Source organism: Streptomyces sp. E11-3 (assembly GCF_046540415.1).
GTDB lineage: Bacteria > Actinomycetota > Actinomycetes > Streptomycetales > Streptomycetaceae > Streptomyces.
Genome location: NZ_JAZGRL010000003.1, coordinates 504,636 through 530,988, shown reverse-complemented (window position 1 = coordinate 530,988; position 26,353 = coordinate 504,636). Strand labels below are relative to the sequence as shown.

At 71.1% G+C, this 26,353-nt stretch carries 24 protein-coding genes and 1 tRNA gene; 9 read left to right on the top strand and 16 right to left on the bottom strand.

All coding sequences use genetic code 11. The features are described from left to right. Positions 1–5: 5 nt before the first annotated feature. From U9R90_RS31955 to U9R90_RS31935, 5 genes are all read right to left on the bottom strand, one after another. Positions 6–1,220, bottom strand: a complete 1,215-nt coding sequence (locus U9R90_RS31955; protein ID WP_411060498.1) for a neocarzinostatin apoprotein domain-containing protein — start codon at positions 1,218–1,220, stop codon at positions 6–8. After that, a complete protein-coding gene (locus tag U9R90_RS31950; protein ID WP_411060497.1) occupies positions 1,217–2,200 on the bottom strand; it encodes a WxL protein peptidoglycan domain-containing protein in 984 nt (327 codons plus the stop codon). The genes U9R90_RS31955 and U9R90_RS31950 overlap by 4 nt, the downstream gene beginning before the upstream one ends. A gap of 88 nt (positions 2,201–2,288) precedes the next feature. Next, entirely contained in the window at positions 2,289–3,017 is a 729-nt protein-coding gene (locus tag U9R90_RS31945; RefSeq protein ID WP_411060496.1) for an LPXTG cell wall anchor domain-containing protein, read from the bottom strand. A gap of 250 nt (positions 3,018–3,267) precedes the next feature. Further along, positions 3,268–3,774: an ATP-binding protein gene (locus tag U9R90_RS31940; protein ID WP_411060494.1), complete on the bottom strand. Its 507-nt coding sequence runs from the start codon at positions 3,772–3,774 to the stop codon at positions 3,268–3,270. Between the two features lie 270 nt (positions 3,775–4,044). Further along, positions 4,045–4,413, bottom strand: a complete 369-nt coding sequence (locus U9R90_RS31935) for an STAS domain-containing protein (protein WP_411060493.1) — start codon at positions 4,411–4,413, stop codon at positions 4,045–4,047. A gap of 254 nt (positions 4,414–4,667) precedes the next feature. On the opposite strand from U9R90_RS31935, the gene U9R90_RS31930 reads away from it, so the two are divergent. Further along, positions 4,668–5,594 (top strand): RNA polymerase sigma factor SigF, encoded by a 927-nt coding sequence (locus U9R90_RS31930; RefSeq protein ID WP_411060492.1) that lies wholly within the window; start codon positions 4,668–4,670, stop codon positions 5,592–5,594. 136 nt (positions 5,595–5,730) lie between these two features. Here U9R90_RS31930 and hutI read toward each other — a convergent pair whose 3' ends face one another. The 4 genes from hutI to hutU form a co-directional block, all read right to left on the bottom strand. Next, on the bottom strand, positions 5,731–6,909 hold the full coding sequence (gene hutI, locus U9R90_RS31925) for an imidazolonepropionase (protein WP_411060490.1): 1,179 nt from the start codon (positions 6,907–6,909) through the stop codon (positions 5,731–5,733). Between the two features lie 213 nt (positions 6,910–7,122). After that, positions 7,123–8,472: a formimidoylglutamate deiminase gene (locus tag U9R90_RS31920; RefSeq protein WP_411060488.1), complete on the bottom strand. Its 1,350-nt coding sequence runs from the start codon at positions 8,470–8,472 to the stop codon at positions 7,123–7,125. After that, positions 8,460–9,653 carry an allantoate amidohydrolase gene (locus U9R90_RS31915; protein WP_411060486.1) on the bottom strand — a complete coding sequence of 398 codons (1,194 nt, stop codon included), beginning with the start codon at positions 9,651–9,653 and terminating at the stop codon, positions 8,460–8,462. Before U9R90_RS31915 ends, U9R90_RS31920 begins: the two co-directional genes overlap by 13 nt. Positions 9,654–9,793: 140 nt before the next feature. Then, a complete protein-coding gene (gene hutU, locus U9R90_RS31910; protein WP_411060484.1) occupies positions 9,794–11,458 on the bottom strand; it encodes a urocanate hydratase in 1,665 nt (554 codons plus the stop codon). Positions 11,459–11,580: 122 nt separating this feature from the next. On the opposite strand from hutU, the gene U9R90_RS31905 reads away from it, so the two are divergent. Next, positions 11,581–13,014, top strand: coding sequence for a diaminopimelate decarboxylase (locus tag U9R90_RS31905; RefSeq protein ID WP_411060483.1), 1,434 nt, complete (start codon positions 11,581–11,583; stop codon positions 13,012–13,014). Positions 13,015–13,402: 388 nt separating this feature from the next. Here the strand turns inward: U9R90_RS31905 and U9R90_RS31900 are convergent, their stop codons facing one another. Then, a complete protein-coding gene (locus U9R90_RS31900) occupies positions 13,403–14,239 on the bottom strand; it encodes a MurR/RpiR family transcriptional regulator (RefSeq protein ID WP_411060481.1) in 837 nt (278 codons plus the stop codon). Positions 14,240–14,376: 137 nt separating this feature from the next. On the opposite strand from U9R90_RS31900, the gene U9R90_RS31895 reads away from it, so the two are divergent. Further along, positions 14,377–14,700 (top strand): hypothetical protein, encoded by a 324-nt coding sequence (locus U9R90_RS31895; protein ID WP_411060480.1) that lies wholly within the window; start codon positions 14,377–14,379, stop codon positions 14,698–14,700. A gap of 35 nt (positions 14,701–14,735) precedes the next feature. Here U9R90_RS31895 and U9R90_RS31890 read toward each other — a convergent pair whose 3' ends face one another. Together U9R90_RS31890 and U9R90_RS31885 are read right to left on the bottom strand one after the other, a co-directional pair. Continuing rightward, positions 14,736–15,308 carry a dihydrofolate reductase family protein gene (locus U9R90_RS31890; protein ID WP_411060478.1) on the bottom strand — a complete coding sequence of 191 codons (573 nt, stop codon included), beginning with the start codon at positions 15,306–15,308 and terminating at the stop codon, positions 14,736–14,738. A 145-nt stretch (positions 15,309–15,453) separates the two neighbouring features. Then, positions 15,454–16,743 (bottom strand): M14 family zinc carboxypeptidase, encoded by a 1,290-nt coding sequence (locus U9R90_RS31885; RefSeq protein WP_411060476.1) that lies wholly within the window; start codon positions 16,741–16,743, stop codon positions 15,454–15,456. 207 nt (positions 16,744–16,950) lie between these two features. Here U9R90_RS31885 and U9R90_RS31880 point away from each other — a divergent pair, with 207 nt between their 5' ends. Continuing rightward, positions 16,951–17,373 carry a hypothetical protein gene (locus tag U9R90_RS31880; protein WP_411060474.1) on the top strand — a complete coding sequence of 141 codons (423 nt, stop codon included), beginning with the start codon at positions 16,951–16,953 and terminating at the stop codon, positions 17,371–17,373. 68 nt (positions 17,374–17,441) lie between these two features. Here the strand turns inward: U9R90_RS31880 and U9R90_RS31875 are convergent, their stop codons facing one another. Continuing rightward, complete coding sequence (locus tag U9R90_RS31875; RefSeq protein WP_411060473.1) at positions 17,442–18,443, bottom strand: SGNH/GDSL hydrolase family protein; 1,002 nt, start codon at positions 18,441–18,443, stop codon at positions 17,442–17,444. A gap of 158 nt (positions 18,444–18,601) precedes the next feature. On the opposite strand from U9R90_RS31875, the gene U9R90_RS31870 reads away from it, so the two are divergent. The 3 genes from U9R90_RS31870 (at position 18,602) to U9R90_RS31860 (ending at position 23,013) form a co-directional block, all read left to right on the top strand. After that, positions 18,602–19,996, top strand: a complete 1,395-nt coding sequence (locus U9R90_RS31870; protein WP_411060471.1) for a cystathionine beta-synthase — start codon at positions 18,602–18,604, stop codon at positions 19,994–19,996. A gap of 630 nt (positions 19,997–20,626) precedes the next feature. Further along, positions 20,627–21,847, top strand: a complete 1,221-nt coding sequence (locus U9R90_RS31865) for an acetyl-CoA C-acetyltransferase (RefSeq protein ID WP_411060470.1) — start codon at positions 20,627–20,629, stop codon at positions 21,845–21,847. Positions 21,848–22,158: 311 nt separating this feature from the next. Further along, positions 22,159–23,013, top strand: a complete 855-nt coding sequence (locus U9R90_RS31860; RefSeq protein ID WP_411060990.1) for a hypothetical protein — start codon at positions 22,159–22,161, stop codon at positions 23,011–23,013. A 59-nt stretch (positions 23,014–23,072) separates the two neighbouring features. Here the strand turns inward: U9R90_RS31860 and U9R90_RS31855 are convergent, their stop codons facing one another. Beyond that, on the bottom strand, positions 23,073–23,384 hold the full coding sequence (locus tag U9R90_RS31855; RefSeq protein WP_411060468.1) for a hypothetical protein: 312 nt from the start codon (positions 23,382–23,384) through the stop codon (positions 23,073–23,075). Between the two features lie 138 nt (positions 23,385–23,522). Here U9R90_RS31855 and U9R90_RS31850 point away from each other — a divergent pair, with 138 nt between their 5' ends. Further along, complete coding sequence (locus U9R90_RS31850) at positions 23,523–23,753, top strand: DUF4287 domain-containing protein (protein WP_411060467.1); 231 nt, start codon at positions 23,523–23,525, stop codon at positions 23,751–23,753. Positions 23,754–23,880: 127 nt separating this feature from the next. On the opposite strand, the gene U9R90_RS31845 is transcribed toward U9R90_RS31850, so the two are convergent. Together U9R90_RS31845 and U9R90_RS31840 are read right to left on the bottom strand one after the other, a co-directional pair. After that, entirely contained in the window at positions 23,881–24,729 is an 849-nt protein-coding gene (locus U9R90_RS31845) for a Bax inhibitor-1/YccA family protein (protein WP_411060466.1), read from the bottom strand. A 233-nt stretch (positions 24,730–24,962) separates the two neighbouring features. Then, positions 24,963–25,045: transfer RNA gene (locus U9R90_RS31840), tRNA-Leu, on the bottom strand. 427 nt (positions 25,046–25,472) lie between these two features. Here U9R90_RS31840 and U9R90_RS31835 point away from each other — a divergent pair. After that, positions 25,473–26,243: an ABC transporter ATP-binding protein gene (locus U9R90_RS31835; RefSeq protein WP_411060464.1), complete on the top strand. Its 771-nt coding sequence runs from the start codon at positions 25,473–25,475 to the stop codon at positions 26,241–26,243. Positions 26,244–26,353: the final 110 nt, after the last annotated feature.

The following is a 26,353-nucleotide window of genomic DNA, read 5'->3' as shown; positions in this document are numbered from 1 at the left end:
CGTGATCACGTGTTTCTCCTCTTTCCTGGTGCCGTCGGGCGGTCCTTGGACGGTGCGGAGAGTGGTGCGTCATGCGCTGGTGATTCGTGTGCTGGTGCGTCGCGTGCTGGTGCCCCCGGCGCGGTGTCCGGGGTGAACCACGGCAGGGCAGTGGTACTGGTGCTGGTGCCGGTGCTGGTGCTGGTCTTACGGGGTGGGTCGTCGGCGGGGTCGGGGGTGGAAGACGGGCGTCGCTGCGTGACCGAGCCGAGCGGCGCCAGCGCCTTCGGCAGCCGCAGGGCCAACCGCCGCGAGCGCAGCGCGCGATGGCCACCGGTGCGCCCGCGCGGCCGCACCCGGTCGACGACCGCCATCCCGATCCGGAAGACCGCCGCCGGTACGACCAGGCCGAGCAGAATCCAGAAGAGCGTCACGCCCCAGGGCCGCCCCACCTCCCAGGGCTGCTCGGCGAGCACCTTCCCGCCGTACCGCAGCGAGACCAGATAGTCGCCGTGCGCCCCCGCGTTCAACTGGACCGGCAGCTTGACCTGGGCCTTCTTGCCCGGTGCGATGGTGCCGCGCCACTGCTGCTCCTCCCACTGCGGGGCGAACACGCCATGCGAGGTGCCGACCTTGAAGACGGGGTTCTCGACGGGCGCCGTACCGAGGTTGCCGATCGTGACCACGAGCCGGCGCGAGGCGGGCGCGCCGAACCAGGTGAGGATGCCGCTCGACCCTTCGAGCCGGGTCGCGGCCAGCACCTGGAGTTTCTCGCCGCCCTCCGGCTTCGGGAGCGGCTTCACCGGGTGGCCGGCCACCTTCAGCTCCGCCTGCGCGGAGGCCTTCGCGCCGGTGACCGTCGCGGCATGCACCACGCACGGGCACGGCTTGGGCGGCTCGGCGACGGGCAGCTTCTTGCTGAAGCGGCCCTTGGCGTCGGTGGTGACGGCGAGACCGTCCGCGTTGGCGCAGGCGTTGGTGCCGCCGATCATGTTCTGCCCGCAGATCAGCAGGGTCAACAGGGTCGTGGGGCGCCAGCCCTCGCCCTTGACGGTAACCGAACCGCCCTTGCCCGCCTCCGTCTTGGAGAGCTCGATGGTGGGCTGCTCGGCGGCGGTCGCGCTCGGCGCGGAGAGGGTGGGCGGCAGGGCCAGGGCGAGGGCGAGCACGGCGGCGAGGACGGTCAGCGCACCCCACGCGGGGCGCCCGCGACGGCCGTGGCGGGCCTGGTGGACGTTCACGGTGACTCCCCCGTCCCTGCCGACACCAACTGCGGTGCGTCTTCCGACTCCCGTACGTCCTGGTCAAGTGCGCGTGCGCGCCTACGGCGGCGTACGAACCACAGCGCCGCGCCCGCCACCACGAGCAGCCCGCCGCCCGCGCCCGCCAGCGCGCCCCAGGGCACGAAGGCGGCCGACCCCGTGGCCTCGTCCCGCGCTCCACCGCCCGCCGTCACGGTGAGCTTCACGTCCACCGAGTCGAGCGCGGGTGCCGCGCCCGACCAGGGCTCGAAGAGCTCGACCCGACGGCCGGGGAGCAGTTCTACGGACAGGTCGCGCGGGCCGCGGTCGAGCCGCTCGCCGAAGACCCCATCGGCGCGCACCGCCAGCTTGGGGCGCAGCACCGTGTTGCCGCGGTTGACCAGGTCGTACGCGATGCCCTGGCCGCCGACCCGTACCTTCTCCACCGTGAGCGCCGACAGGGTCGGCCCGCTGACCCGCAGATGCAGCCGCACCCCGGCGTCGCGGCCACCGGAGCTGGCGACGATCGCTCCGGGGTGGTCGCCGGGCACCGCGTCCACCGGGACGGTCACGGTGAACGGGATCTCTGCGCGGGTGCGCGGCGGCACCTTCACCTTCTCGCGCGCGGGGGTGATCCACGCGCCGCTGTCCCGCGACTCGCCCGTGTCGCTCACCGCGAGGGACCCGTCGCCGGTGTTGTCCGCGTCCGCCCCGCGCAGCCGCACCGTCCGGGGTTTGTCGCCGGGGTTGGTCACCGTCACGGTGTCCTGGAGTACGGTCCCCGGCGCTCCCTCCAGGTAGAAGGAGGGCCGCCCGTCCTTCGCGGTTCTCGCCGTGTCCCCCGTGGCGGGGGCGACGGACCAGCGGCTGCCGCCGTCCGGGTCGGCTCCGTAGGCCGCCGACGAGGACGGCGCGGGCAGGGCGAGCAGACCCGCCACCGCCAGCAGACAGGTGACGGTGACACGGGGACCGGACGGCATCGGCGGCTCCAGGTGCTGGTGGTGCGGGGGCTTGGGTCTCCGCGGTCGACGACTGGCGGCGACCGGCGGCGACTGGTGCGCCTGGCGGCTACTGGCGCGCCTGGTTGCGCCGGGTCAGCCAGAGCACGCCCGCGGCGCCGGTCAGCAGCACGGTGCCGCCCAGGGTGCCGAGCGCGATCGCGTTGTCCTGAGGGCCGGTCTGAGGCAGCTCGCTGCTGCCCGCGGATGCGCCCTCGGAGTCCCCGCTGGAGCCGCCGTCGGAGCCCCCGGTGCTGCCGCCGCCGGAGCCCCCGGTGCCGCCGCCGCCCGAGCCCTTGACGTCGAGCGACAGCGACGGCTTCGGGTTGTTCTTCGGGGTGCAGGTGGTGGTCGTCCCCAGCGCCTTGATGGTGAGCGTGGACGCGGTGAAGGTGACCTTGCCGGTGCCCTTCGGGGTGTACGTACCGGTCAGGTCGTTGATCTTGATGGGCGTGTTGGCCGGAAGTGCCGCCGCGTTCGCCGGGCCCTTGACCGGAACGGTGCCGCTCTCCGCGCCGCCCAGCTTGATCACCGCACTGGGCTCCATCGCGCCCTTGCCCAACTCCACCGGGCTCTCCGAGACGCCCTTCTCGAAGGACATGGTCAGCTTGTAGCCGCTGCCGCTCTTCTCCGCCTTGATGTCGATCGGTGAGACGGCTCCCTTGTCACCGATCGGCGTCTTGCACATGTAGTCGACGTCCACGACGTCGGCGTGGGCGGCGGGGGCGCCGATGAGCACCACAGAACCGGCCAGAACCGCGCCGAGCGCGAGCGGGGCTGAGTGTTTCCGGTAAGACACCTGAACTTCCCCTCAGTTACTGACGGCACATCAGATTGGGCGCTCAAGGTACGCCGGGGGCCGTGTGGAGGGAAGACAAAAGACAGCCCGGATCGCGGGCTGTCGAAGGAGGCTTGCTGCGTTTTTCCGGGGGATAACCCCCGGACCCCCAGCCGGACAAACAGGCCGGTCGGGTCGGTCGACGTGAACATGGCCAGGCGAACCTGAGTGAAGTGAGTTCGAACCGCCAGTTACCGGACCGCGAGCGCGGCTACCCCGGCGCGCCGAGCTCCGCCCACACGGTCTTGCCCGCCGCGTCGGGGGTCCGTACGACTCCCCAGTCCAGGCAGAGCCGCTGCACTATGAACATGCCGTGGCCACCGGGCCGCCCGGCCCGGTGCGGGGTACGCGGCGCCGGCTGGCCCGTACCGCGGTCGGAGACCTCCAGGCGCAGCACCTTGCCGTCACAGCCGACCCACAGCTCGTCGGCGCCTTCGGCGTGCAGGCAGGCGTTGGTGACCAGCTCCGAGACGACCAGCAGGACATCCTCGGCGGCCGCCCGCTGGTCGGCGTTGGCCGCGGGCAGCCAGCCCCAGTCGTGGAGCGCCTGGCGGGTGAAGTCACGGGCCAGCGGGACGATGCCGCTCGCGCCGTTCAGGGACAGCCTGCGCACCTGGTGTCCGGTGCGCGCGTCCGGCGCGCCGGTGCCCGGCTGCGGGCCGCGCTCACCCGGCTCCGGGCCGCGGTCGCCCGGCGACAGGGGCCGGGTGGTGCTCATCAGCGCTTTCACCTCACCGATTGACCAGTACTACGCAAGAATATTCGAGACAGCGGACTCTGAACGAAGGACGTCGACAGCGCCGCGTTCGGTTCACCACCGCTCACCACCGCCCCCACCGTTCAGCTAGCCCAGCAGCAGTCTCCTGCCCGGCCGAACCGTGAGAACACCCACTTCTTCGTCATGGACGGTGTGATACCGGTTACGTATGGGTCACGAGGCGATCACGCCAGGACAACTCTGCTGTAACTTCGCGCGATCAGCGCATCATCAGTCGGCCAGTGCGGCTTCGAGCGAATCATGCACCGTGAAGACCGCTTCCGCCCCGGTGATCTCGAAGACCCGGGCCACGACCGGCAGCATCCCCGCCAGATGGACCCCGCCGCCCGCGGCCTCCGCCTTGAGGCGGGCGCCAAGCAGCACGTTCAGTCCGGTCGAATCACAGAACTCCAGCCGCGAGCAGTCGACGACCAGACGCGCCCTGCCCCCGTCCACACAGGCTTCCAGCGCTTCTCGCAACAGATCAGCGGTGTGGTGATCCAGCTCACCCGTAGGAGCCACGACGGCACTTCGCCCCTCGTGACGCACCTCCACCCGAAGGCGCCCCCGGTTTGCGCTGCCGACCGTCCCGCGGTCCATGCCGTCTCTCTTCCGAACGTCTAGAAGCCAATGATTGACGCCCTTGAACATTACGCCTTCCCTGCACGACCGGGTACCCGAACATCCCCCTGGAAACGGACATTTAGTGACGTAGCACACTTGCAAGCTGACGTCGTCAGCGGGTAGGCCTAGTAGGGACAGTTTCCACACGGCCGGCTACGGAGGCGCCGCACATCTCACGCAGAGCACGTATTGGCATCGGCAGCCATATGCCGAGAACGATGGAGGACACCATGTCACCCCGGATCGACGCATCGCCCGGTGCAACAGCGACGTCGACACCACCAACGGAACACTTCGCGACCGAGATCCCCGAGCTCACGGCCATCACCGACGACCGGGACGCCCTCGAAGGGCTGATAGATCTCCCAGAGATCCCGCCCTACGACGAAGTCGGTCCGCTGGACGCAAGGGCCCTCTCCAAGACCCTCTTCGGGCGCCTTGAGTCGCTTGAGGAAGGCACGCACGAGTTCGCGTACGTCCGTAACACCCTGGTGGAACTGAACCTCGCCCTGGTCAAGTTCGCCGCCTCCCGGTTCCGCTCCCGCAGCGAGCCCATGGAGGACATCATCCAGGTGGGCACCATCGGCCTGATCAAGGCCATCGACCGCTTCGAGCTCAGCCGGGGCGTCGAGTTCCCGACCTTTGCCATGCCGACCATCGTCGGCGAGATAAAGCGCTTCTTCCGCGACACCTCGTGGTCGGTACGGGTACCGCGCCGTCTGCAGGAACTGCGCCTGGACCTCGCCAAGGCCGGTGACGAACTCGCTCAGCAGCTCGACCGCGCGCCGACGGTGGGCGAGCTCTCGGAGCGACTCGGCATCACCAAGGACGAGGTGGTCGAGGGCATGGCCGCGAGCAACGCGTACACCGCGAGCTCGCTGGACGCCCAGCCGGAGGAGGACGACTCCGAGGGCGCGCTCGCGGACCGTATCGGCTACGAGGACAACGGCCTCGAAGGCATCGAGTACGTCGAGTCCCTGAAGCCGCTGATCGCCGAACTCCCGCCGCGTGACCGGAAGATCCTCTCGCTGCGCTTCGTCGCGAACATGACGCAGTCCGAGATCGGCGAGGAGCTGGGCATCTCCCAGATGCACGTCTCGCGGCTGCTCTCGCGCACCCTGGTACGGCTCCGCAAGGGCCTGACCGTGGAGGAGTAGACCGGCAACGAGCCCTGCGATCGGGGCGGCACTGCACGGTATCGCGCGAGCACTTACGCGGTATTGGGCGGTATGGGACAACCAAAGGGCCGTGAGTATCGGCCCCCTGGGTGTCCCATACCGCCCAATCGCCGTTTCAGGCCACGGCGACCGGCTCGCCGTCCCGCCAGACGGCCGCGACCAGCGGGACGCCTGGGCGGTACGCCAGGTGGACATGGCTCGGGGCGTCCAGGAGGGCCAGGTTGGCGCGGGCGCCCGGGGTGAGGCAGCCGACGTCAGTGCGGCGCAGGGCGGCCGCGCCGCCCGCTGTGGCGGACCAGAGGGCCTCGTCGGGGGTCATGCCCATGTCCCGTACGGCCAGGGCGATACAGAAGCCCATCGAGGACGTGAACGACGAGCCGGGGTTGCAGTCCGTGGACAGGGCAACCGTGGCGCCCGCGTCCAGGAGACGGCGGGCGTCGGGCCACTCGGCGCGGGTGGAGAACTCGGCGCCGGGGAGGAGCGTGGCGACGGTGTTGCCCTGCGCGAGGGCATCCACGTCCTGCGGCGTCAGGTGGGTGCAGTGGTCCGCGCTCGCCGCGTCGAGCTCCACGGCCAGTTGGACCCCGGGGCCGTAGGAGAGCTGGTTGGCGTGGACGCGGGGGGTGAGTCCCTTCGCCTGGCCGGCGGTGAGGATGGCGCGGGCCTGGTCCCCGTCGAAGGCGCCCTTCTCGCAGAACACGTCGACCCAACGGGCGTACGGCGCACAGGCGTCGAGCATCTCGCCGGTGACGAGGTCGACGTAGGCGGCCGAGTCGTCGGCGTAGTCGGGCGACACGATGTGCGCGCCGAGGTACGTCACCTCGTCGGTGTGCCTGGCCGCGATACGCAGAGCGCGGGCCTCGTCGTGGGTGGTCAGCCCGTAACCGGACTTGGTCTCGAAGGTGGTCGTCCCCTGCCGGAGCGCCTCGCGGAGGTACCGGGCGACGTTGGCGTCCAGCTCGGCGTCGGTCGCGGCGCGGGTGGCGGCGACGGTGGTACGGATGCCGCCCGCGCTGTAACTGCGGCCGGACATACGGGCGTTGAACTCCTGGGTGCGGTCGCCCGCGAAGACGAGGTGCGAGTGGGAGTCGACGAAGCCGGGGATGACGGCTCGGCCGTCGGCGTCGTGGGCGGTGTCGGCGGCCGGTGCCTTGTCGGTGGGGCCGACCCAGGTGACGCGGTCGCCGTCGAGGACGACGGCGGCGTCCTGGATGAGGCCGAGGGGGGTTTCGTCACCGAGGGTGGGGTCGTTGGTGACGAGGCTGGCGATGTTGTGGATGAGGGTGGTGGTCACGGGTTTCGGGGTTCCTCTCGGTGGGGGGTGGTGCGGGTCAGAGATTGGTCCCCCACCCCGCCCCTTCCCGAAAGGCCTCAAACGCCGGCCGGGCTGGAGATTTGCATCTCAGCCCGTCCGGCGTTTGAGGACACGCCCGAAGGGCGTTCGGGGTCTGGGGCTTGCCCCCAGTTTCGGGAAGGGGCGGGATTGGGGAAGGTCCAGGCTCTGACCTCAGCCGCCACGCAGCTCGGCGATCGCGGCGGACAGCGCGGACGGGACGTCAGGGACCAGCGCGTGCACGCCGTCGCGGACGACCTGACGGCCGCCCACCACCGTGGAGCGGACGTCCGCCGCCGTCGCCGCGAAAACCGCCGTCTCGGCGCCGAGGCGCGGCAACGCCCCAGCCGTCCGCACCGAGTCCAGCGCGACCGTCGTGAAGTCGGCGAGGCCGCCAGGGACCAGCACGCCCGCGTCGGGCCACCCGAGCGCCGCGTGACCAGAGGCAGAGGCGGCACGCAGCAGCGCCGCCGCCGTCCAGTGCCCCCGCGTCCGCGTCCGCAGCCGCTCGTTGAGCTCCATCGCGCGCGCCTCCTCGAAGAGGTCGATCACGGCGTGGCTGTCGGAGCCGAGACAGAGCGGGGAGCCCGCGCGCTGGAGCGCGGGTGCGGGACCGATCCCGTCCGCCAGGTCCCGTTCCGTCGTCGGGCACATGCAGGTGCCGGTGGCGGACGAACCGAGGAGCGCGATGTCCGCCTCCGTGAGGTGGGTGTTGTGCACGCCGGTGGTACGGGCGCCCAGCACCCCGTGGTCGGCCAGCAGCCTCGTCGGCGTACAGCCGTGCGCCGCCTGGCAGGCGTCGTTCTCGGCGGTCTGCTCGGAGAGGTGGACGTGCAGCGGCGCGGACCGCTCGGCCGCCCACTGCGCGACAGTGCCCAACTGGTCGGCGGACACGGCCCGTACGGAGTGGATCGCCGCGCCGATCCGGACGCCCTCGCGGTCCTTCAGGAGCGTGGCGCGCTCGGCCCACGCCTCGGCCGACCCGTCGCTGAACCGCAGTTGGTGTGAGTTCGGCGGCTCCCCGAAGCCTGAAGCGACGTACGCCGTGTCGAGGAGGGTGATCCGGATGCCCGCGGCCGCCGCCGCCGCGAGCAGTGCCTCGCCCATCGCGTTCGGGTCGTCGTAGCGCGTACCGCCCGGCGCGTGGTGCAGGTAGTGGAACTCGCCGACGGACGTGATGCCCGCCAGTGCCATCTCCGCGTACACGGCGCGCGCGAGCGCGTAGTACGAGTCGGGGGTCAGCCGCGCCGCCGCCTCGTACATGACCTCGCGCCAGGTCCAGAAGGTGCCGGAGCCGACCTGGACGGTGGAGCGCAGGGCCCGGTGGAAGGCGTGCGAGTGGGCGTTGGCGAGGCCGGGCAGGGTCAGGCCGCGCAGGATCTCGGCGCCGGGGGGTGGGGCGTCGACTCCGGTGCGTACGGCCGTGATCCGGCCGTCCGACACGTCCAGGGCCACGCCTGGCTCGACACGGGTGTCCAGCCAGGCGTGTTCCGCCCAGTACGTCTTCCGCGTCAGCTGCTGCACGCCAGGCCCTCCAGTACGTCGGCGAGTGCCGCGACCCCCGCGAGGCAGTCGTCCTCGGCCGCGTACTCGGCCGGGGAGTGCGAGACGCCCGTGGGGTTGCGTACGAACAGCATGGCGGTCGGGACGGACGCGGAGAGGATTCCGGCGTCGTGTCCCGCGCCCGTTCCCAGGACGGGTGTGTCGGTGCCGAGGATGCGGGCGAGTTCGTCGCGCAGCGTGTGCTCGAACTCGACTACGGGCGTGAAGGACTCCCGTACGACGTCGAGGTCGATGCCGTGCCGGTCCGCGTACTCCCTCGCGGCCTTCTCCACTCCCGCGACCACCGTGTCGAGTGACTGCTGGTCGGCGGCGCGGGAGTCGAGCCAGCCGCGTACCAGGGACGGGATCGCGTTGACGCCGTTCGGCTCGACGGAGATCTTGCCGAAGGTGGCGACCGCGCCCGCGAGTTCGGCCTCGCGGCGGGCGGCGAGGACGGTTTCGGCGTACGACAGCATCGGGTCGCGGCGGTCGGCGAGGCGGGTGGTGCCCGCGTGGTTCGCCTCGCCACGGAAGTCGAAGCGCCAGCGGCCGTGGGGCCAGATGGCGCTCGCGATGCCGACGCGGTTGCCGGTGAGGTCCAGGGCACGGCCCTGCTCGACGTGCAGCTCGACGAACGCGCCGATGCGGGCGAGGCGGTCCGGGTCCGGGCCGATCGTCGTCGGGTCGTACCCGGCGCGCTCCATGGCCTGCGGGAGAGTGATGCCGTCGGCGTCGCGGAGCTCGTACGCCTTGTCGACGGTGAGCTGTCCGGCGGCGAGGCGGGAGCCTACGCAGGCGAGGCCGAAGCGGGCGCCCTCCTCGTCGCCGAAGTTGGTGATGGCGAGGGGCTTGGTGAACTCCGCTCCCCTCCTGCGGAGTTCGTCCAGGGCGGCGAAGGAGGACACGACGCCGAGGGGGCCGTCGAAGGCGCCGCCGTCGGGTACGGAGTCCAGGTGCGAGCCGGTGACCACGGCGCCGCCCGCGGCCGGGTCGCCCAGCCAGGCCCACTGGTTGCCGTTGCGGTCCAGTTCGTAGGTGAGGCCGCGGGACTCGGCTTGCGCCTTGAACCAGGCGCGGCAGTCGGCGTCGGCCGCCGTCCAGGCGTACCTCCGGTACCCGCCGGAGTCGGCGGCACGGCCGATGGGAGCCAGGTCCCGCCACATCTCGTGGAAGGTGGGGGGTGTTTGCCCCTGCCCCGCCCTTTCTCCGTTTCCCGGGGCTCCGCCCCGGACCCCGCTCCTCAAGCGCCGGAGGGGCTGATTTTCAGCCCCTCCGGGAAGGGGCGGGGTGGGGAAACACTCACTCACGCGCCGTCACCCTCTCGCATCGGGATGCGAACCCCGCGCTCCGAAGCCACCGCGTCAGCGGCTTCGTACCCGGCGTCGACATGCCGGATGACGCCCATCCCCGGGTCGTTCGTCAGCACGCGGCGGATCTTCTCGCCCGCCAGCTTCGTGCCGTCCGCGACCGAGACCTGACCGGCGTGGATCGAGCGCCCCATGCCGACGCCACCGCCGTGGTGCAGCGAGACCCAGGAGGCACCCGACGCGACGTTCACCATGGCGTTCAGCAGCGGCCAGTCGGCGATCGCGTCCGAGCCGTCGAGCATGGCCTCGGTCTCGCGGTACGGGGATGCCACCGAGCCGCAGTCCAGGTGGTCGCGGCCGATCGCGAGGGGCGCGGCCAGTTCCCCGCTGGCCACCATGTCGTTGAAGCGCTCGCCCGCGCGGTCGCGCTCGCCGTAGCCGAGCCAGCAGATGCGTGCCGGGAGGCCCTGGAAGTGGACCCGCTCGCCCGCCATCTTGATCCAGCGGTGCAGGGACTCGTTCTCGGGGAAGAGATCGAGGATCGCCCGGTCGGTCTTGGCGATGTCCTGGGGGTCTCCCGACAGCGCCGCCCAGCGGAACGGGCCCTTGCCCTCGCAGAACAGCGGCCGGATGTACGCGGGCACAAAGCCGGGGAAGGCGAACGCGCGGTCATAGCCCGCCAGTTGGGCCTCACCCCGAATTGAGTTGCCGTAGTCGAAGACCTCGGCGCCCGCGTCCATGAAGCCGACCATCGCCTCGACGTGGCGCGCCATGGACTCGCGGGCGCGGGTGGTGAACCCGGCCGGGTCCTTCGCCGCGTAGGCCGCCATGTCGTCGAAGTCGACGCCCACCGGCAGGTACGCCAGCGGGTCGTGGGCGCTCGTCTGGTCGGTGACGATGTCGATCGGCGCGCTCTCGGCGAGCATGCGCGGCAGCAGCTCCGCCGCGTTGCCGAGCAGACCGATGGAGAGCGGGCGGCGGGCGTCGCGTGCCTCCGTGGCCAGCTGGAGGGCGTGCTCCAGAGAGTCGGCGCGTACGTCGAGGTAGCGGTGCTCGATGCGGCGCTCGATGGCGCGCGGGTCGCAGTCGATGCAGATCGCGACGCCGTCGTTCATGGTGACGGCGAGCGGCTGGGCGCCGCCCATGCCGCCGAGCCCGGCGGTGAGCGTGATGGTCCCGGCCAGGGTCCCACCGAACTGCTTCGCGGCGACGGCGGCGAACGTCTCGTACGTCCCCTGCAGAATCCCCTGCGTGCCGATGTAGATCCACGAACCGGCCGTCATCTGGCCGTACATGGTGAGCCCGAGGGCCTCCAGGCGCCGGAACTCCTCCCAGTTGGCCCAGTCGCCGACCAGGTTGGAGTTGGCGATGAGTACGCGCGGCGCCCACTCGTGGGTCTGCATGACGCCGACCGGGCGGCCGGACTGGACGAGCATCGTCTCGTCCTGCTTCAGGGTCTGCAGGGTACGGACCATGGCGTCGAAGGAGCGCCAGTCGCGGGCGGCCTTGCCGGTGCCGCCGTAGACGACGAGCTTGTCGGGGTGCTCGGCGACCTCGGGGTCGAGGTTGTTCTGGAGCATCCGCAGGGCGGCCTCCTGCTGCCACCCCAGGGCGCTGAGTTCGGTGCCGCGCGGCGCGCGTACGGGGCGGGGTCCTGACATGGTCTGCCTCCTCGCATGGAACCTGGATATTCACATCCTGCGCGGCTGAATAGATCTAGTCAATAGCGCGACGCTCCGGCGTGCCCGTGAGGCGCGGCCCACGCTGTGATTGGCTGGATCACATGGGCATAGCTGAGAGCGCAGCTGAATCCGAAACCGTCAGTACGGACGCCGCCGGGTCCGAGACCGGCGGAGCCGAAAACGCCGGGCCCGAGACCGCCGGGCCCGAAAACGCCGGGTCCGAAGCCGCCGCCCGGCGCGACGACTCCGTCCGCGCGGCCGTCGAGCAAGGGCTGATCGGCCCCGACGCCCCCATCATCGGCCTGCTGGACAGCACCGGCATCCGGGCCGCGGCCGCCGCGCTGCGGGCGGCGTTCGCGCAGGTCACGACCGCACCCGTACGGCACACGTTCGCCGTGAAGGCGACGCCCTTGGTGCCCGTACTGCGCCTGCTCCACACGGAAGGCATCGGCGCCGAGGTCGCCAGCCCCGGCGAGCTGGCCCTCGCCCAGGCGGCCGGTGTGCCGCCCACCCGCACCGTGCTCGACTCCCCCGCCAAGACCCCCGCCGAACTGCGCCAGGCCCTGGCGCTCGGTATCGCCGTCAACGCGGACAACCCGCAGGAGCTGGCCCGTATCGACACGCTGGTGAGCTCCGCGCCCACCCGGTCGCCGATCGGTCTACGCGTCAATCCGCAGATCGGCGGCGGCTCCATCGACGCGCTCTCGACGGCCACCTCGACCTCGAAGTTCGGGGTCGCGCTACGGGACGCGGGGGCCCGCGAGTGGGTCGTACGCGCGTACGCCGACCGGCCCTGGCTGACCCGGCTGCACACCCACACGGGCTCCCAGGGCATCCCCCTCGACCTGCTCGCCGAGGGCGTCCGGGCGGCGTACGAACTGGCCGAGGAGATCAACGCCCGCGTCGGCCGCCAGCAGATCGACACCGTGGACATCGGCGGCGGCCTGCCGGTCAACTTCGCCTCGGACGCGACGAGTCCGACCCACGCCGACTACGCCCGCATCCTGAAGCAGCGCGTCCCCGGACTCTTCGACGGACGGTACGGCCTGGTCACCGAGTTCGGCCGCTCCCTGCTCGCCAAGCACGGCACGGTCCTGGCCCGGGTCGAGTACACCAAGCAGTCCGGCGGCCGCCCCATCGCGATCACCCACGCCGGAGTCCAGATCGCCACCCGCACCGTCTACCAGCCCGAATCCTGGCCGCTGCGCATCCTCGCCTACGACGCGAAGGGCCACCCCAAGCCCGGCCCGACCGTCCCCCAGGACGTCGCGGGCCCGGCCTGCTTCGCGGGCGACCTCCTTGCCGAGAACCGCCCACTGGCCCGCCTGGAACCCGGCGATCTGGTGGCGGTCCCGGACACGGGCGCGTATTACTTCGCCCACCACTACGCGTACAACAGCCTTGCCAGGCCCGGGATCTACGGCTTCGCGTACGCGCCCGGCGCCGGGACGCGCTTCGCGACCGTACGCACCCCGCAGACGCTGGACGAACTGGTCGCGGAGTCGGGCGGGGCGCATGGCGGGGCGCTGGCCTGAGAGCCTGTCTTTGAACCCCCGTCGTCCGCGCGGAGCGCGGGCGCAGCGGCGNGTACGCGCCCGGCGCCGGGACGCGCTTCGCGACCGTACGCACCCCGCAGACGCTGGACGAACTGGTCGCGGAGTCGGGCGGGGCGCATGGCGGGGCGCTGGCCTGAGAGCCTGTCTTTGAACCCCCGTCGTCCGCGCGGAGCGCGGGCGCAGCGGCGGTCGGTGCGTGCTCTCGGCGTGCGGCGTCGCAGGTCATGAATGGGGTCTCCCTTGCTCGAGCGAAGCCGAGAGCTTGGGGAAGGAGCCACCTGTCCTGTGGCTCCGTGCGGCGAGAGTGCGTGCCGGGCGTCGGGGCGCAGGCGGGGGTTCAAATACAGGCTCTGAGGTCCGGGCCGCCTCACTCCACGAACAGGCCGCTGGCCGCCGCCCGCGCGTCGAACTCCTCCAGCCGCGCCTGCGCGTCCGGCAGCCCGTCGGCCATCGCCTCCAGCAGGACCCGCCCGAGCAGCATCGGCGCGCAGGCGGTGTCGAAGGCGAGGCCGGTGCCGACCGCCGCGGGCAGCAGCAGGTCGGAGGCCTTGGCCACCGGAGCGAAGGCGCTGTCGGCGACGGTGACCACGGTCAGGCCGGCGGCGCGGGCGTGCTCCAGGGCGTCGAGGACCTCGCGCGGGTGGCGCGGCAGGGCGAAGCAGAGCAGGGTGGACGCGCCCGCCCTGGCCGCCGCGTCGATGCGTTCGGCGAGCATCGTGCCGCCCTCGTCGAGCAGCCGGACGTCGGGGTGGACCTTGGCCGCGAAGTACGAGAAGCCGTACGCCTGGGACGCGGCCGCGCGCAGCCCGAGCACGGGCAGCGGGCGGGAGGCGGCCAGCAGCCGACCGGCCCGCTCGACCGGACGCGGGTCGGCCAGCACCCCGGCCAGGTGCCGCAGGTTCTCGATCTCCGCCTCGACCGCCTGCTGGTACTCGTTGTACTCGGCGTCCGCCGCCCGCGGCTCGGCCGGTGCCACCTCGCGCAGATGCCTGCGCAGCGCCGGATACCCGTCGAAGCCGAGCGCCACCGCGAAACGCGTGACGGACGGCTGGCTGACCCCGGCGAGCTCCGCGAGCTCGACGCTCGACAGAAACGGCACATCGGCGGCGCGCCGCACCATGCAGTGCGCGATACGGCGCTGCGTCGGCGTGAGCCGGTGCCCGTCGAAGAGCTGCTGCAGCCGCGCGGCGGGGCTGTCACTCATCGGATGTCCCTCGTTCCCCGTCACCATTCAGCTGCCAAGACCTCTGCATAATCATATGCAGCCCGGTCCCCCGCCCGCCCGGCGTCGCGTGACGCGCCCCCGACGACGTCGTTAGCCCGGCCATGAAGATCACCAGCATGGCGAAGACAGCACTCACCGGCGTGGCGGCGTCACTGGCCCTGACCGGCGCGACCGCCTCCACGGCCCTGGCCGCCGACCACACCCCGGAAGCCAGCGCGACCGGCGCGACCGGCGCGGTCGGCCCGGCCGGGACACACACCGAGGCCCACGACAACCCCCACTTCCACCACACCACCGACCGCTGGCGCGCGGAGTTCCTGAACGGCTCCCGGTTCGCCGACGACATGACGCGGGGCGGCGAAGAATCCCCGGAGAGGATCTCCACCGTTTCCGACTTCACGGACAGCGTCCACGAGACCGCCAAGCAGGTACTCGCCTGAGCCGAGTGCGCCTCCGCGCCCGGCGTCAGGACCTGTCAGCGGACGACGTCGAACACGTTCTTCTGCAGGCCGTTGGCGTACGCCTCGTGCTCGACCAGCTTCAGCTTCTGGGTGTCCTTGTCCGTGGCGCTGAACAGTCGCTTGCCCGCGCCGAGCAGGAGCGGGAAGACGAGCAGGTGGTAGCGGTCGATCAGGCCGGCGTCCGAGAGGTTCTGGTTCAGGGTGGCGCTGCCGTGGACGATGATCGGGCCGCCCTCGGTCTCCTTCAGCGCGGCGACCTCGTCGAGCGAGCGCAGGATCGTGGTCTCGCCCCAGTTCGACACCAGGTCGCCCTCGGTGAGGGTGGTGGAGACGACGTACTTCGGCATCGGCTTGTAGTCGGCGAACTCCTCCATGTCCGGCCACACCGGGCTGAACGCCTCGTAGCTGGTCCGGCCCAGCAGAATCGCGCTGGCCTCCTGCTGCTCCCGGCCCTTGATCTCGAATGCCTCGGGAAGGAACTCCACGTCCTTGAAGGTCCATCCGGAGTTCCGGTAACCGGGCTCGCCACCGGGGCCCTCGACGACGCCGTCGAGCGAGATGAAGGCGGTGCTGATCAGAGTACGCATCTGAGGTTCCTCCGTGATGTGTGTCCGGCTTCTTGGTGGTTCAGTCGCCGCACGCTTCGACCGCACTCGCAGCCACCGCGCACCAACCATGATCTATGACTGCCGGTCGCGCAGAAACTCATCGGTGGTGATCCATCCACATCGCCTACGTCAGCAGCAGCCGCGCGATCTCCAGCATCGTCCGGGTGTGCAGCCGCGTCTGTACGTCGACGGGGACCCAGCGCGGTGTGCAGTACTCCGCCAGCTCACGGCGCCAGGCGGCCACCAGGTCGTCCAGTGCCGTCGTCTCCCGCTTCCCGGCCGCCGCTTGCCGCATCATCGCCGCCGCCCGCAGCGGCACACGGCGGGCGGCGATGCCCAGGGACACGCAGTTGCCCCTCGTGGCGCCGAACCCGGACGTGCCGTCGCCTCGCAGCCCGCACTCCTCCCAGGTGCTCACCACGCCGGGCGCGACATCGAGCAGTTCCCACGCGGCCTCGTGGAACAAGGCCTGCGCGGGGGACTGTTCGCCCGGCTCGGGTGTGGCCAACTCCGCGACCTGCTTGACGCGCTCCATGAGAAGTTCGCTCACTCTCAGGAGCTCATCCTGCGGCCGAAGGAGGGCCGGTCGGGAGTCGCTGACGCCCGCGACGGCCCACATGGGCGCCTCGACGACGGCCGAGACGGTCCCGTACCGAAGGGGTTCCAGCCACGTCACCCTCGTCGAGGACCCGGAAGGGTCGCGCTCCTGCGTCACCTCGTCACCAGGCAGGACCAGCACGCCAGGGCTGTCGACGCCCCAGTCGACCCCGTCGAACGGCCGGTACTCGAGCGGGACGTCGAGCTCCGCCGCGACACCCCGGTACGCGTCCGCCACACCGGGCACCTGATGCGTCATCTCAAGGAAGGAGCCGCCCACTTCGATGCCGTGCAGCGAGAACTGGACGGCCGGGCGCAGTTCGTCCAGCAGTCCGAGCAGGATCTCCGACTCGGGCAGCAGCGGCCGGGCGTCTCCCGCGCCGGGCAGGAACTCGGGCTGGCGTGCGAAGAGCGGGCGGTAGAAGCCCTGGTGGTAGCGGAGCAGGGACGGGACCGGTGATCCCCCGGACCCGGCGCCCGGCCATCCGCTGCCGAGCAGCATGCCGTCCGGGTCCAGGCAGAGCAGGAAGTGCCAGGTGCAGTCCAGTTCCTCAAGGGCCGGGCTCTCCCCGGACGCGAAGGCCTCCGCGAGCCGCAGGCAGGACGCGCCCCCGACCGGCTCGTTGGCGTGCGCGCCCGCGACGGTGAGTACGTGCCGCGCCCCTCGCCCCGCGCTCAGCAGCCAGAGGGGACGCCCGGCCCGCGAGGCTCCAAGCTCCCGCAGCCGCAGCAGATCCGGCCGCTTGGCCACCAACGCAGCGGCCATGGCGCCGAGATCATCAACACCGGGATACCTCAGCTTCAGCGAGCCGGACATCACGCCTACCTTCTTGAGTGCGTCCGGTGAGTTCGCGACTCTGGGACTGTGGGGCAGGGATGGCTTGCATCATGGCCGAACTCGATGGCTCAGGTGGCTGATCCCCCTCGGACAGGCCGATCGCCCTGCCGCCCTGGGGGTTGCCCGGCCACAAGAGGGGGGTTACCCCCACTGCCTCCGGGGCCTTCGGCTCCGTACCTTGGACGCATGGAAGCCCGCGACGCTGAGCTCAAGAAAGACCTCGACGCCACCCTGCAGACGCGCAGGGAGCTTGGTGCGGAGTACGAGTCCGCGCTGCTGGAGTCGTTCCTGGAGAAGGTCGAGCAGCGCCTCAACACGACGGTCGACCGCCGTGTGCGCCGCCAGCTCGCCGAGGCGCAGATGGCGAACGCCAGAGGTGCGCGCTCCCCGCAGTCCGTGGACAGCTGGGGCGAGCGCTTCGGGTTCGGCATGGTCTCGCTGATCCTGGCGATTCCGCTGTCCGCGATCGGGGTGGCGAACGCGGGGCTTGCGGGGCTGTTCGTGACCTGGGCCGGGATCGTGGGGGTCAATACGGTGCACTCGATGCGCGCGTTCCCGCGCTTCGGGCGGAGCCGCCGCGAGAAGTCCGAGTCGGACTGGGAGGACTAGCCCGGGGCCGGGTGCGGGGTGCCGGGTGGGGCGAGGCCGGCCACAGGCGCCGCACCCCGCACCGCCGCCTACCTCGCCACCGACTCCTGCTCCGGCGTCTCGATACGCCGCCGCCGACGGCGCTTGAGCAGTGCCCACGGGCCCCGCGGCCCCGTCGGCATCGCGGCCGTGACCTCCGTGCCGCCCTCCGCCGCCGCGGCCGCCGCGGCCCGGGCGACCGGCAGGAAGCCCTCGTCGCGGGAGACGTCGGGGCGCTCCTCCTCCGGCCAGAGGGCCAGCGCGGCGCAGACGGTCGGGAGGACCGCCATCGCCGCGGTCGCGTATCCCTCGGCGGACGGGTGGTAGTTGTCCGGGCCGAAGAGTTCGCGCGGGTTCGAGGCGAACTCGGGGCCCAGGAGGTCGCCGAGCGACACCGTACGGCCGCCCTGCTCGACCACGCCGATCGTCTGCGCCGCCGCCAGCTGTCGTGACACGCGCCGGGCCAGCCAGCGCAGCGGCTGGTAGACGTGCTCGACCGAGCCCAGGTCGGGGCAGGTGCCGACCACGACCTCGGCCCCGGCGGTACGCAGTCGGCGCACGGCGGCGGCGAGGTGGCGTACGGACGTGGTCGCCGGCATCCGATGGGTGACGTCGTTCGCGCCGATCATGATGACGCAGACGTCAGGGACGGCCGTCGAGTTCGCCAGCAGGAGCGTGACCTGGCGGTCCAGATCGTCGGACTGGGCGCCTGGCAGCGCCACGTTGCGCAGCGTCACCGGGCGCTCGGCGACCGCCGCGAGCCCCTGGGCGATCAGCGCGCCGGGCGTCTGCCCGGCTCTGCGTACGCCCTGGCCCGCCGCCGTCGAGTCGCCGAGCAGCGCGAGCCGCAGCGGCGCGTGTACGTCCGCCACCCCTCTGCCGTACTGCCCGTCAGCGCCCGGTGGGCGCGACGAGTCGCCGCCGACCGAGCGTTTCGCCAGTTGCACCTCGGCGAGCAGCAGCCCTACCGCCGCCGCGCCGAGCAGGCCGATCCCGCCGCCGCCGAACGCCGCGCCCGCAGCGATGCGCCGTGCCACCCTCGCTCTCGACATGGACCGAAGCCACCTCCTCGTAGCCGTTCACCAACTGCTTGCCCCGTACGGCCGCCCGGTCAATCGCCTGCGCCCTCACAGTCCGCCTGGAGTGTGCGCCTCCTCGCTTGAATTCGGCTTACGCTGACCGCATTCCTATCGAGAATCCGGAGACAACGGTGCAATTCCACGACTCGATGATCAGTCTCGTCGGCAACACCCCGCTGCTGAGGCTCAACACCGTCACCGAGGGCATCAGGGCGACCGTCCTGGCCAAGGTCGAGTACTTCAACCCCGGTGGTTCCGTGAAGGACCGCATCGCCCTGCGCATGATCGAGGCGGCCGAGGCCAGCGGGGAGCTTCAGCCTGGTGGCACCATTGTCGAGCCCACCAGCGGAAACACCGGTGTGGGACTCGCCATCGTGGCCCAGCAGAAGGGCTACAAGTGCATTTTCGTGTGCCCGGACAAGGTCTCGACCGACAAGATCAACGTACTGCGGGCGTACGGCGCCGAGGTCGTGGTCTGCCCCACCGCCGTCGACCCGGAGCACCCGGACTCGTACTACAACGTGTCCGACCGGCTGGTGCGCGAGACCCCCGGCGCCTGGAAGCCCGACCAGTACAGCAACCCCAACAACCCCCGTTCGCACTACGAGACCACCGGCCCCGAGCTCTGGGAGCAGACCGAGGGCAAGATCACGCACTTTGTGGCGGGGGTCGGCACCGGTGGCACGATCAGCGGCACCGGTCGCTATCTCAAGGAGGTCAGCGACGGGCGGGTGCGGATCGTGGGCGCCGATCCGGAGGGGTCGGTGTACTCCGGGGGCTCCGGGCGGCCGTATCTGGTCGAGGGCGTCGGTGAGGACTTCTGGCCGACCGCGTACGACCGTGACGTGACCGACGAAATCGTCGCCGTGTCCGACAAGGACTCCTTCCAGATGACGCGGCGGCTGGCCAAGGAGGAGGGGCTGCTGGTCGGCGGCTCCTGCGGGATGGCGGTCGTGGCGGCACTGAAGGTCGCCGAGGAGCTGGGCGAGGACGACGTGGTGGTCGTGCTGCTGCCGGACAGCGGCCGCGGCTACCTCAGCAAGATCTTCAACGACGAGTGGATGGCGGACTACGGCTTCCTGGAGGAGGCCGGTCCGTCCGAGAGCGTGGGCGATGTCCTCACGTACAAGGAGGGCAGCCTGCCGAGCCTGGTGCACATGCACCCGGAGGAGACGGTCGGGCAGGCCATCGAGGTGCTGCGCGAGTACGGCGTCTCGCAGATGCCGATCGTCAAGCCGGGCGCCGGGCACCCGGACGTGATGGCGGCCGAGGTGGTCGGCTCCGTCGTGGAGCGCGAGCTGCTCGACGCGCTGTTCGCCCAGCGGGCGTCGCTGGACGACCCGCTGGAGAAGCACATGTCGGCGCCGCTGCCGCAGGTCGGCTCGGGTGAGCCGGTGGCCGACCTGATGGCGGTGCTCGGCGCCACCTCGGGGGCGGACGCGGCGATCGTGCTGGTCGAGGGCAAGCCGAAGGGCGTGGTCAGCCGTCAGGACCTGCTGGCGTTCCTGGCCCGCGGCGCCAAGTAGGGCAAACCCCCTACAGGAACGGGGTTCGTGGAATCGGTACGGGCCGGACACGTCCACGCAGCACCCGCTTAACACGCGTCCGGCACCTTAAAGGGTGTCGGACGCGGGCGGGAGCGGCTCCCCGCCCCACCGTCCGGCACCGAGCGGCGAGCAGGACCTCCGGAGCGGCTCCCGGACCTCCTGGACGCCACGACGTGGAGACCGGTACTGACCCGGCCGTCCGCGTCTTACGCGGGGACCGCCGTCGTCCCGCCCCCCGGGGTTTCCCGGGGGTGCGGCGGTNCACCGTCCGGCACCGAGCGGCGAGCAGGACCTCCGGAGCGGCTCCCGGACCTCCTGGACGCCACGACGTGGAGACCGGTACTGACCCGGCCGTCCGCGTCTTACGCGGGGACCGCCGTCGTCCCGCCCCCCGGGGTTTCCCGGGGGTGCGGCGGTCCCCGCGTTCAGCTCCGCCCCGGAGGCCCCCGAGCGGCCCCCCGAGAGGCCCGGCTGAGCGTACGCTTAGAAAAGAGGCCCGTCTCACAGTGCGGGAGCGGTGACCTTTGCCGTACGTACAGGTAACTTCCCTCACGGTCGTGCCTGTTCAGCGATCTCAGCGAACTCACCGAACACCCCAGGGAGCCCGTGATGCCCGAAGCCGTGATCGTCTCCACCGCCCGTTCCCCGATCGGCCGGGCCTTCAAGGGCTCTCTCAAGGATCTGCGCCCGGACGACCTGACCGCCACCATCATCGAGGCCGCGCTCGCCAAGGTCCCCGAGCTGGACCCGAAGGACATCGACGACCTGATGCTCGGCTGCGGCCTCCCCGGCGGCGAGCAGGGCCACAACCTGGGCCGGATCGTCGCCGTGCAGATGGGGATGGACCACCTGCCCGGCTGCACCATCACCCGCTACTGCTCCTCGTCGCTGCAGACCAGCCGCATGGCGCTGCACGCGATCAAGGCCGGTGAGGGCGATGTCTTCATCTCGGCCGGTGTGGAGATGGTGTCGCGCTCGGTCAAGGGGTCGAGCGACGGCATGCCCGACACCCACAACCCGCTGTTCGCCGACGCCGAGGCCCGTACCGCCGCGGTCGCCGAGAGCGAGGGCGCGACCTGGCACGACCCGCGCGAGGACGGGCTCGTCCCGGACGCGTACATCGCCATGGGGCAGACGGCCGAGAACCTGGCCCGCCTCAAGGGCGTCACCCGCGCGGACATGGACGAGTTCGGCGTACGGTCCCAGAACCTCGCCGAGCAGGCCATCGCCAAGGGCTTCTGGGAGCGCGAGATCACCCCGGTGACGCTGCCGGACGGCACCGTCGTCAGCCAGGACGACGGCCCGCGCGCCGGGGTCACCCTGGAGGGCGTGCAGGGCCTGAAGCCCGTCTTCCGCCCCGACGGCCTGGTCACCGCGGCCAACTGCTGCCCGCTCAACGACGGCGCCGCGGCCCTGGTCATCATGAGCGACACCAAGGCACGCGAGCTGGGCCTCACGCCGCTCGCCCGGATCGTCTCCACCGGCGTCTCCGGCCTCTCCCCCGAGATCATGGGATACGGGCCCGTCGAGGCCTCGAAGCAGGCGCTGCGGCGGGCCGGGCTCGGCATCGGCGACATCGACCTGGTCGAGATCAACGAGGCCTTCGCCGCGCAGGTCATCCCCTCGTACCGCGACCTGGGCATCGACCTCGACAAGCTGAACGTCAACGGCGGTGCGATCGCCGTCGGCCACCCCTTCGGCATGACCGGCGCCCGGATCACCGGCACACTGATCAACGGCCTGCAGTTCCACGACAAGCAGTTCGGTCTGGAGACCATGTGCGTGGGCGGCGGCCAGGGCATGGCGATGGTCATCGAGCGCCTGAGCTAGGCGCGGAGTCGGAATCAGGCCCTGAAGGTCCTCCGGGGGGCGCGCGACCCGCTCTCCCCGGGGGCGCCTTCCAGCCACAGAGGGCGCTCGGAGCCTCCCGAGCCCCAGCCGTGACCCAATCTCCTCCAGGATGTGACCTTCGTCCCCCAGTAGGGTCATATCCGCAGGTCAGCGCAGTCCAGGGGTAAACGCCGGGTCGAAAGACCTGTCCATTTCGTGACCTAATGCACTGACACTATTGAGACGCCTCCGACAAGCTGAGGTAGGAAGTCGGGGGTCGACTTGAAACCGGGAGTACGTCAGTGAGCGCCATGCCTCTTGCCCTGCTGCTCGCCACCGCCGCTGCCACGGCCGTGGGTGCCGCCGCCGTACACGCCGTGTACGGGCTCCGGAAGCAGATCTCGGCGCTGCGCACCGAGCTCGCCGCTCAGCAGAGCCACGCCGCCACGGTGCCCGCCGCCCGGGGCACGTCCAATGCCCCCGACACCTCCGCCATACGTTCCGCCGTGACCGAGGCACTGGCCGAGGAGCGGGAGCGCGAGCTGGCCGAGGCGCGGGCGTTCTGGGCCGCGCAGGAGGCCCGTGACGCCGCGGACGCCCCGTCGCTGCTCACCGGGCTGCCGCCGAGCATCGCCGAGGAGCTGTTCCTGCCCCGGCAGGCGGACTTCGCGGGCATGGAGCGCGAGCTGCTCAGCGAGGCCGTCGAATCCGCCGTGGAATCCGCTGTCGAGCCCGCCGACCAGTTCGCGGAGGCCGACCAGTCCGCGGAGTTCGCCGGTGAGTCGGCCGAGCTGGCCGCGGCCCGCCGTCGGCACCCCTCGCACCCCGACTTCGTACCGGTGCAGCCGGTACGGGACTCGGCCGCCGGTGACCACGAGCTGACGGTGACCCGGCTCGACGAGCTGGCGCGGGCCCGCACGGCGCTCTCCGACGTCCGCCCGGGCCCGCTGGGCACCCTGGACGTGTACGTCTTCAGCGACGGCACCACGCTCTGCATGACGCCGGGCCACCGGGAGACCGCGGAGCGCCTCGCCGCGGCGCTGCGGGACGGCGAGACGCCGGTACTGCTCGGCGGCTCCGGCATCTCCGGCGCGTACACGCTGACGTTCGCCTGCGGCGGCGAGAACGTGTACATCCTGGCCGACCGCGTCATCGCGAGCGCCTGACCCGACACCCCCACAGCCACCCCCGACGCACAGACACCCAAAGCCGACGCGCGGACGTACTACACGCCCGCGCGTTTCTGTGCGTCCGCCACCAGCTCCAGCGCCTCGGCGAGTTCACCCTCGTCAGTGAGTACGAGCGCCAGGTCCCGCCCCGCGACCACGATTTGGTCGGCCGCCGCGAACATCCCCGCGTCCGGCATCTCGTGCGCCGGGGCGTCGGGTGCCTCGATCCGCTGGGTTCTGAGCGCCAACTCCCTGGCCAGCGCCAGTGCTTCGGCCGCCGCACCCCGCTGCAGGCGGCTCTGCGGGGCGGCCCGCAGCCGGTCGGCGAAGCGGTCCACGGCACTGGTCAGAGGCGTTGTATCAAGCACCCCGCGACCCTATGCGCCGGACCGGGACTGTTGCCAACACCCCGACACTCAGGCACGGTGGCGTGAAGGACCCGCGAGCCAGGCCCTGGCGGCCCGGCCCGGTATCCCCTTCTGCATCGACAGCGTCCGGAGGCGCCGATGTCCCTTGTCTTCTCCGAGGAGACCCACCGCAACCTGCTCTCCCGCATCCCCCACTGCACAGGCCGTGAAGTCTCCGACTGGCTTCGCGCCGTAGACGAAGGCCCTTCCTTCCTCCGTTTCGAGGAGAAGGTCAGCTGGCTCCGTGGCGAGTACGACCTCGCCTACGGGCACGCCAAGGCGATCATCCATGAGTACGACATGAGGAGGGCCGCGCGCAGGCTGAGCTGAGGCCTGTGCCGCCTGGACGCCACGCTCCGAACACCACCCTCGTAGACAGACAGCGCGAAGGGCCCGCGGATCGCTCCGCGGGCCCTTCTGACGCAGGACGCAGGTGACGGTGACGTGCCTACTGGCCTTAGTCGTTGCCCTGCAGGATGGCGATCAGTCGCAGCATCTCCAGGTAGATCCACGCCAGGGTCATGGTGAGGCCGAAGGCCGCCAGCCAGGACTCCTCGCGGGGAGCGCCGTACGCGATGCCGTCCTCGACCTGCTTGAAGTCCAGGGCGAGGAAGAACGCGCCGAGCAGCACACCGACGACGCCGAAGATGATGCCCAGGCCGCCGCTGCGGAAGCCGAGGCCGTCACCGCCGCCGAAGACCATGAACAGCAGGTTGATCGACGTCAGGACCATGAAGCTGATGGCCGCGATCATCAGGAAGCGCGTGAAGCGCGCGGTGACCCGGATGATCCTCGTCTTGTAGAGGAACAGCATGGTGCCGAAGACGGCCATGGTGCCGAGGACGGCCTGCATGGCGGCGCCGTCGGCCACGTATGTGTTGACGTAGTTGCTGATCGCGCCGAGGAAGAGGCCCTCGAAGGCCGCGTAGCCGATGATCATCGGCGGCGACGGCTTCCGCTTGAACGCCTGGGCGAAACCGAGCACCATCGCGATCAGCGCGGCACCGATGGCGAGGCCGAGACCCATGTCCGTGACCCACGCCACGGTCGCACCGGCGATCAGGACACCGAGCGTCAGGCCCGTACGGGCGACGACGTCGTCCATGGTCATACGGCCGGCGGCGGGGGGTGCCTGCGGGGCGCCCTGCTGCGCGTACGGGTTCGTCGGCGCCTGGGGCGCCTGGGCGTACGGGTTGCCCTGGGTTCCGAAAGCGGGGCCCCCGGCCTGCGGCCCGGCGTTGAAGCCCGCGTGGCCGTTGTCGCGGCTGAACCCCCGTCGCGAGAAGACCGGGTTGCTGCTCCTCATTTCACTCCTCCGTGGCCACCCAGTGCGGCCTTGGCTCAAGGGTAATGGCTTCGCAAAAGTTGCACCCTACTGCTCTGGGAGGATCTTTCCCACACCGTTTGCGGGAACACGACCGCGAGGGGGGGATAAGGGGAAGGTCGAGGGATACGGGGTTAGCGACCACAGGTCGCCCGGCGACGGAGTCGCCATGGTCCTCGCCGAGGCCGCGCGCGCCGCGTCGGCCGAGGGAGATGTGCCCGGAACCGGACTTGAACCGGTACGCCCCCGAGGGGCAGCGAGGTTTAAGCTCGCCGTGTCTGCATTCCACCATCCGGGCAGGCCGTAGGCTCCGCGTTATGGGATCAGAGCCTATCCGGGCAGATCCCCCGAACAGCGGCAGGACAGCCCGATGTTGTCTTATTTTATTGGCGCCTGAGGGTGCATCAGTCATCGGAAACGGGCATCGGCACTTGCCAGAGGCCCTTCCCCGGTCGCACGGACGCGCGCCAGGATTGACGGGATTCCACCGTCCTGACCGGAACGGCACCGGGCCGGCGCAGGGCCGACACAGGCCCCTACGGGAGGCCCGGTGGAGGGCCGGGCCGCGTCTCAGGGTGTGTCTCCTACCCAGGTATGAGGCCAGCGGGCCCACGTCAACCTTGGGAGGAAGCGCAGAACGGGAGCTGCGGCTGACTCCGCGGCGGAAATCGGGACCGACGATGGAAGGGTCCGCACAGCCGTCGCCCTGACAGGAGACATCTCCCGTGACCACCACCCCCCTTGCCCACCAGGCAACTGCCGTAGCCGCACGTGCCACGGACCTGTCGAAGGTCTACGGAGAGGGCGAGACCCAGGTGGTCGCCCTGGACCGGGTCACCGTCGACTTCGAGCAGGCCAGGCTGACGGCGATCATGGGCCCCTCCGGATCCGGCAAGTCGACGCTGATGCACTGTGTGGCGGGGCTCGACTCGTTCAGCAGCGGGTCCGTACGGATCGGCGAGACCGAGCTGGGTTCGCTGAAGGACAAGCAGCTCACCAAGTTGCGCCGGGACAAGATCGGCTTCATCTTCCAGGCGTTCAACCTGCTGCCGACGCTCACCGCGGCGGAGAACATCACGCTGCCGATGGACATCGCCGGACGTAAGCCCGACAAGCAGTGGATGGAGCAGGTCATCGAGATGGTGGGGCTCTCCGGGCGCCTCAGCCACCGGCCGAGCGAGCTCTCCGGCGGCCAGCAGCAGCGCGTCGCCGTGGCCCGCGCGCTGGCCTCCAAGCCCGACATCATCTTCGGCGACGAGCCGACCGGAAACCTGGACTCCCGCTCCGGCGCCGAAGTCCTGGGATTCCTGCGGAACTCGGTACGGGAGCTGGGCCAGACCGTCGTCATGGTCACCCACGACCCGGTGGCCGCCTCGTACGCGGACCGCGTCGTGTTCCTCGCCGACGGCCGCATCGTCGACGAGCTGCACGAGCCGACCGCCGACGGTGTACTCGACCGGATGAAGCGCTTCGACGCGAAGGGCCGCACCAGCTGACCGCTGACCGGCTGACGTCGGTTCCGGCCCACCGGCCGACCTGACCGCCCGTCACACCGCCGACCGGCCGCGCCGCCTCGGCCCACCCCGTCCTGCCCGCGTCCGGGCGC

What these genes read in the sequence shown, in the direction of transcription:
- U9R90_RS31950 (WP_411060497.1), bottom strand. Translation starts at nt 2,200, where the DNA reads ATGCCGTCCGGTCCCCGTGTCACCGTCACCTGTCTGCTGGCGGTGGCG.
- U9R90_RS31940 (WP_411060494.1), bottom strand. Translation starts at nt 3,774, where the DNA reads ATGAGCACCACCCGGCCCCTGTCGCCGGGCGACCGCGGCCCGGAGCCG.
- U9R90_RS31935 (WP_411060493.1), bottom strand. Translation starts at nt 4,413, where the DNA reads ATGGACCGCGGGACGGTCGGCAGCGCAAACCGGGGGCGCCTTCGGGTG.
- U9R90_RS31930 (WP_411060492.1), top strand. Translation starts at nt 4,668, where the DNA reads ATGTCACCCCGGATCGACGCATCGCCCGGTGCAACAGCGACGTCGACA.
- U9R90_RS31915 (WP_411060486.1), bottom strand. Translation starts at nt 9,653, where the DNA reads ATGTGGCGGGACCTGGCTCCCATCGGCCGTGCCGCCGACTCCGGCGGG.
- hutU (WP_411060484.1), bottom strand. Translation starts at nt 11,458, where the DNA reads ATGTCAGGACCCCGCCCCGTACGCGCGCCGCGCGGCACCGAACTCAGC.
- U9R90_RS31905 (WP_411060483.1), top strand. Translation starts at nt 11,581, where the DNA reads ATGGGCATAGCTGAGAGCGCAGCTGAATCCGAAACCGTCAGTACGGAC.
- U9R90_RS31900 (WP_411060481.1), bottom strand. Translation starts at nt 14,239, where the DNA reads ATGAGTGACAGCCCCGCCGCGCGGCTGCAGCAGCTCTTCGACGGGCAC.
- U9R90_RS31895 (WP_411060480.1), top strand. Translation starts at nt 14,377, where the DNA reads ATGGCGAAGACAGCACTCACCGGCGTGGCGGCGTCACTGGCCCTGACC.
- U9R90_RS31890 (WP_411060478.1), bottom strand. Translation starts at nt 15,308, where the DNA reads ATGCGTACTCTGATCAGCACCGCCTTCATCTCGCTCGACGGCGTCGTC.
- U9R90_RS31885 (WP_411060476.1), bottom strand. Translation starts at nt 16,743, where the DNA reads ATGTCCGGCTCGCTGAAGCTGAGGTATCCCGGTGTTGATGATCTCGGC.
- U9R90_RS31880 (WP_411060474.1), top strand. Translation starts at nt 16,951, where the DNA reads ATGGAAGCCCGCGACGCTGAGCTCAAGAAAGACCTCGACGCCACCCTG.
- U9R90_RS31875 (WP_411060473.1), bottom strand. Translation starts at nt 18,443, where the DNA reads ATGTCGAGAGCGAGGGTGGCACGGCGCATCGCTGCGGGCGCGGCGTTC.
- U9R90_RS31865 (WP_411060470.1), top strand. Translation starts at nt 20,627, where the DNA reads ATGCCCGAAGCCGTGATCGTCTCCACCGCCCGTTCCCCGATCGGCCGG.
- U9R90_RS31860 (WP_411060990.1), top strand. Translation starts at nt 22,159, where the DNA reads ATGCCTCTTGCCCTGCTGCTCGCCACCGCCGCTGCCACGGCCGTGGGT.
- U9R90_RS31850 (WP_411060467.1), top strand. Translation starts at nt 23,523, where the DNA reads ATGTCCCTTGTCTTCTCCGAGGAGACCCACCGCAACCTGCTCTCCCGC.
- U9R90_RS31845 (WP_411060466.1), bottom strand. Translation starts at nt 24,729, where the DNA reads ATGAGGAGCAGCAACCCGGTCTTCTCGCGACGGGGGTTCAGCCGCGAC.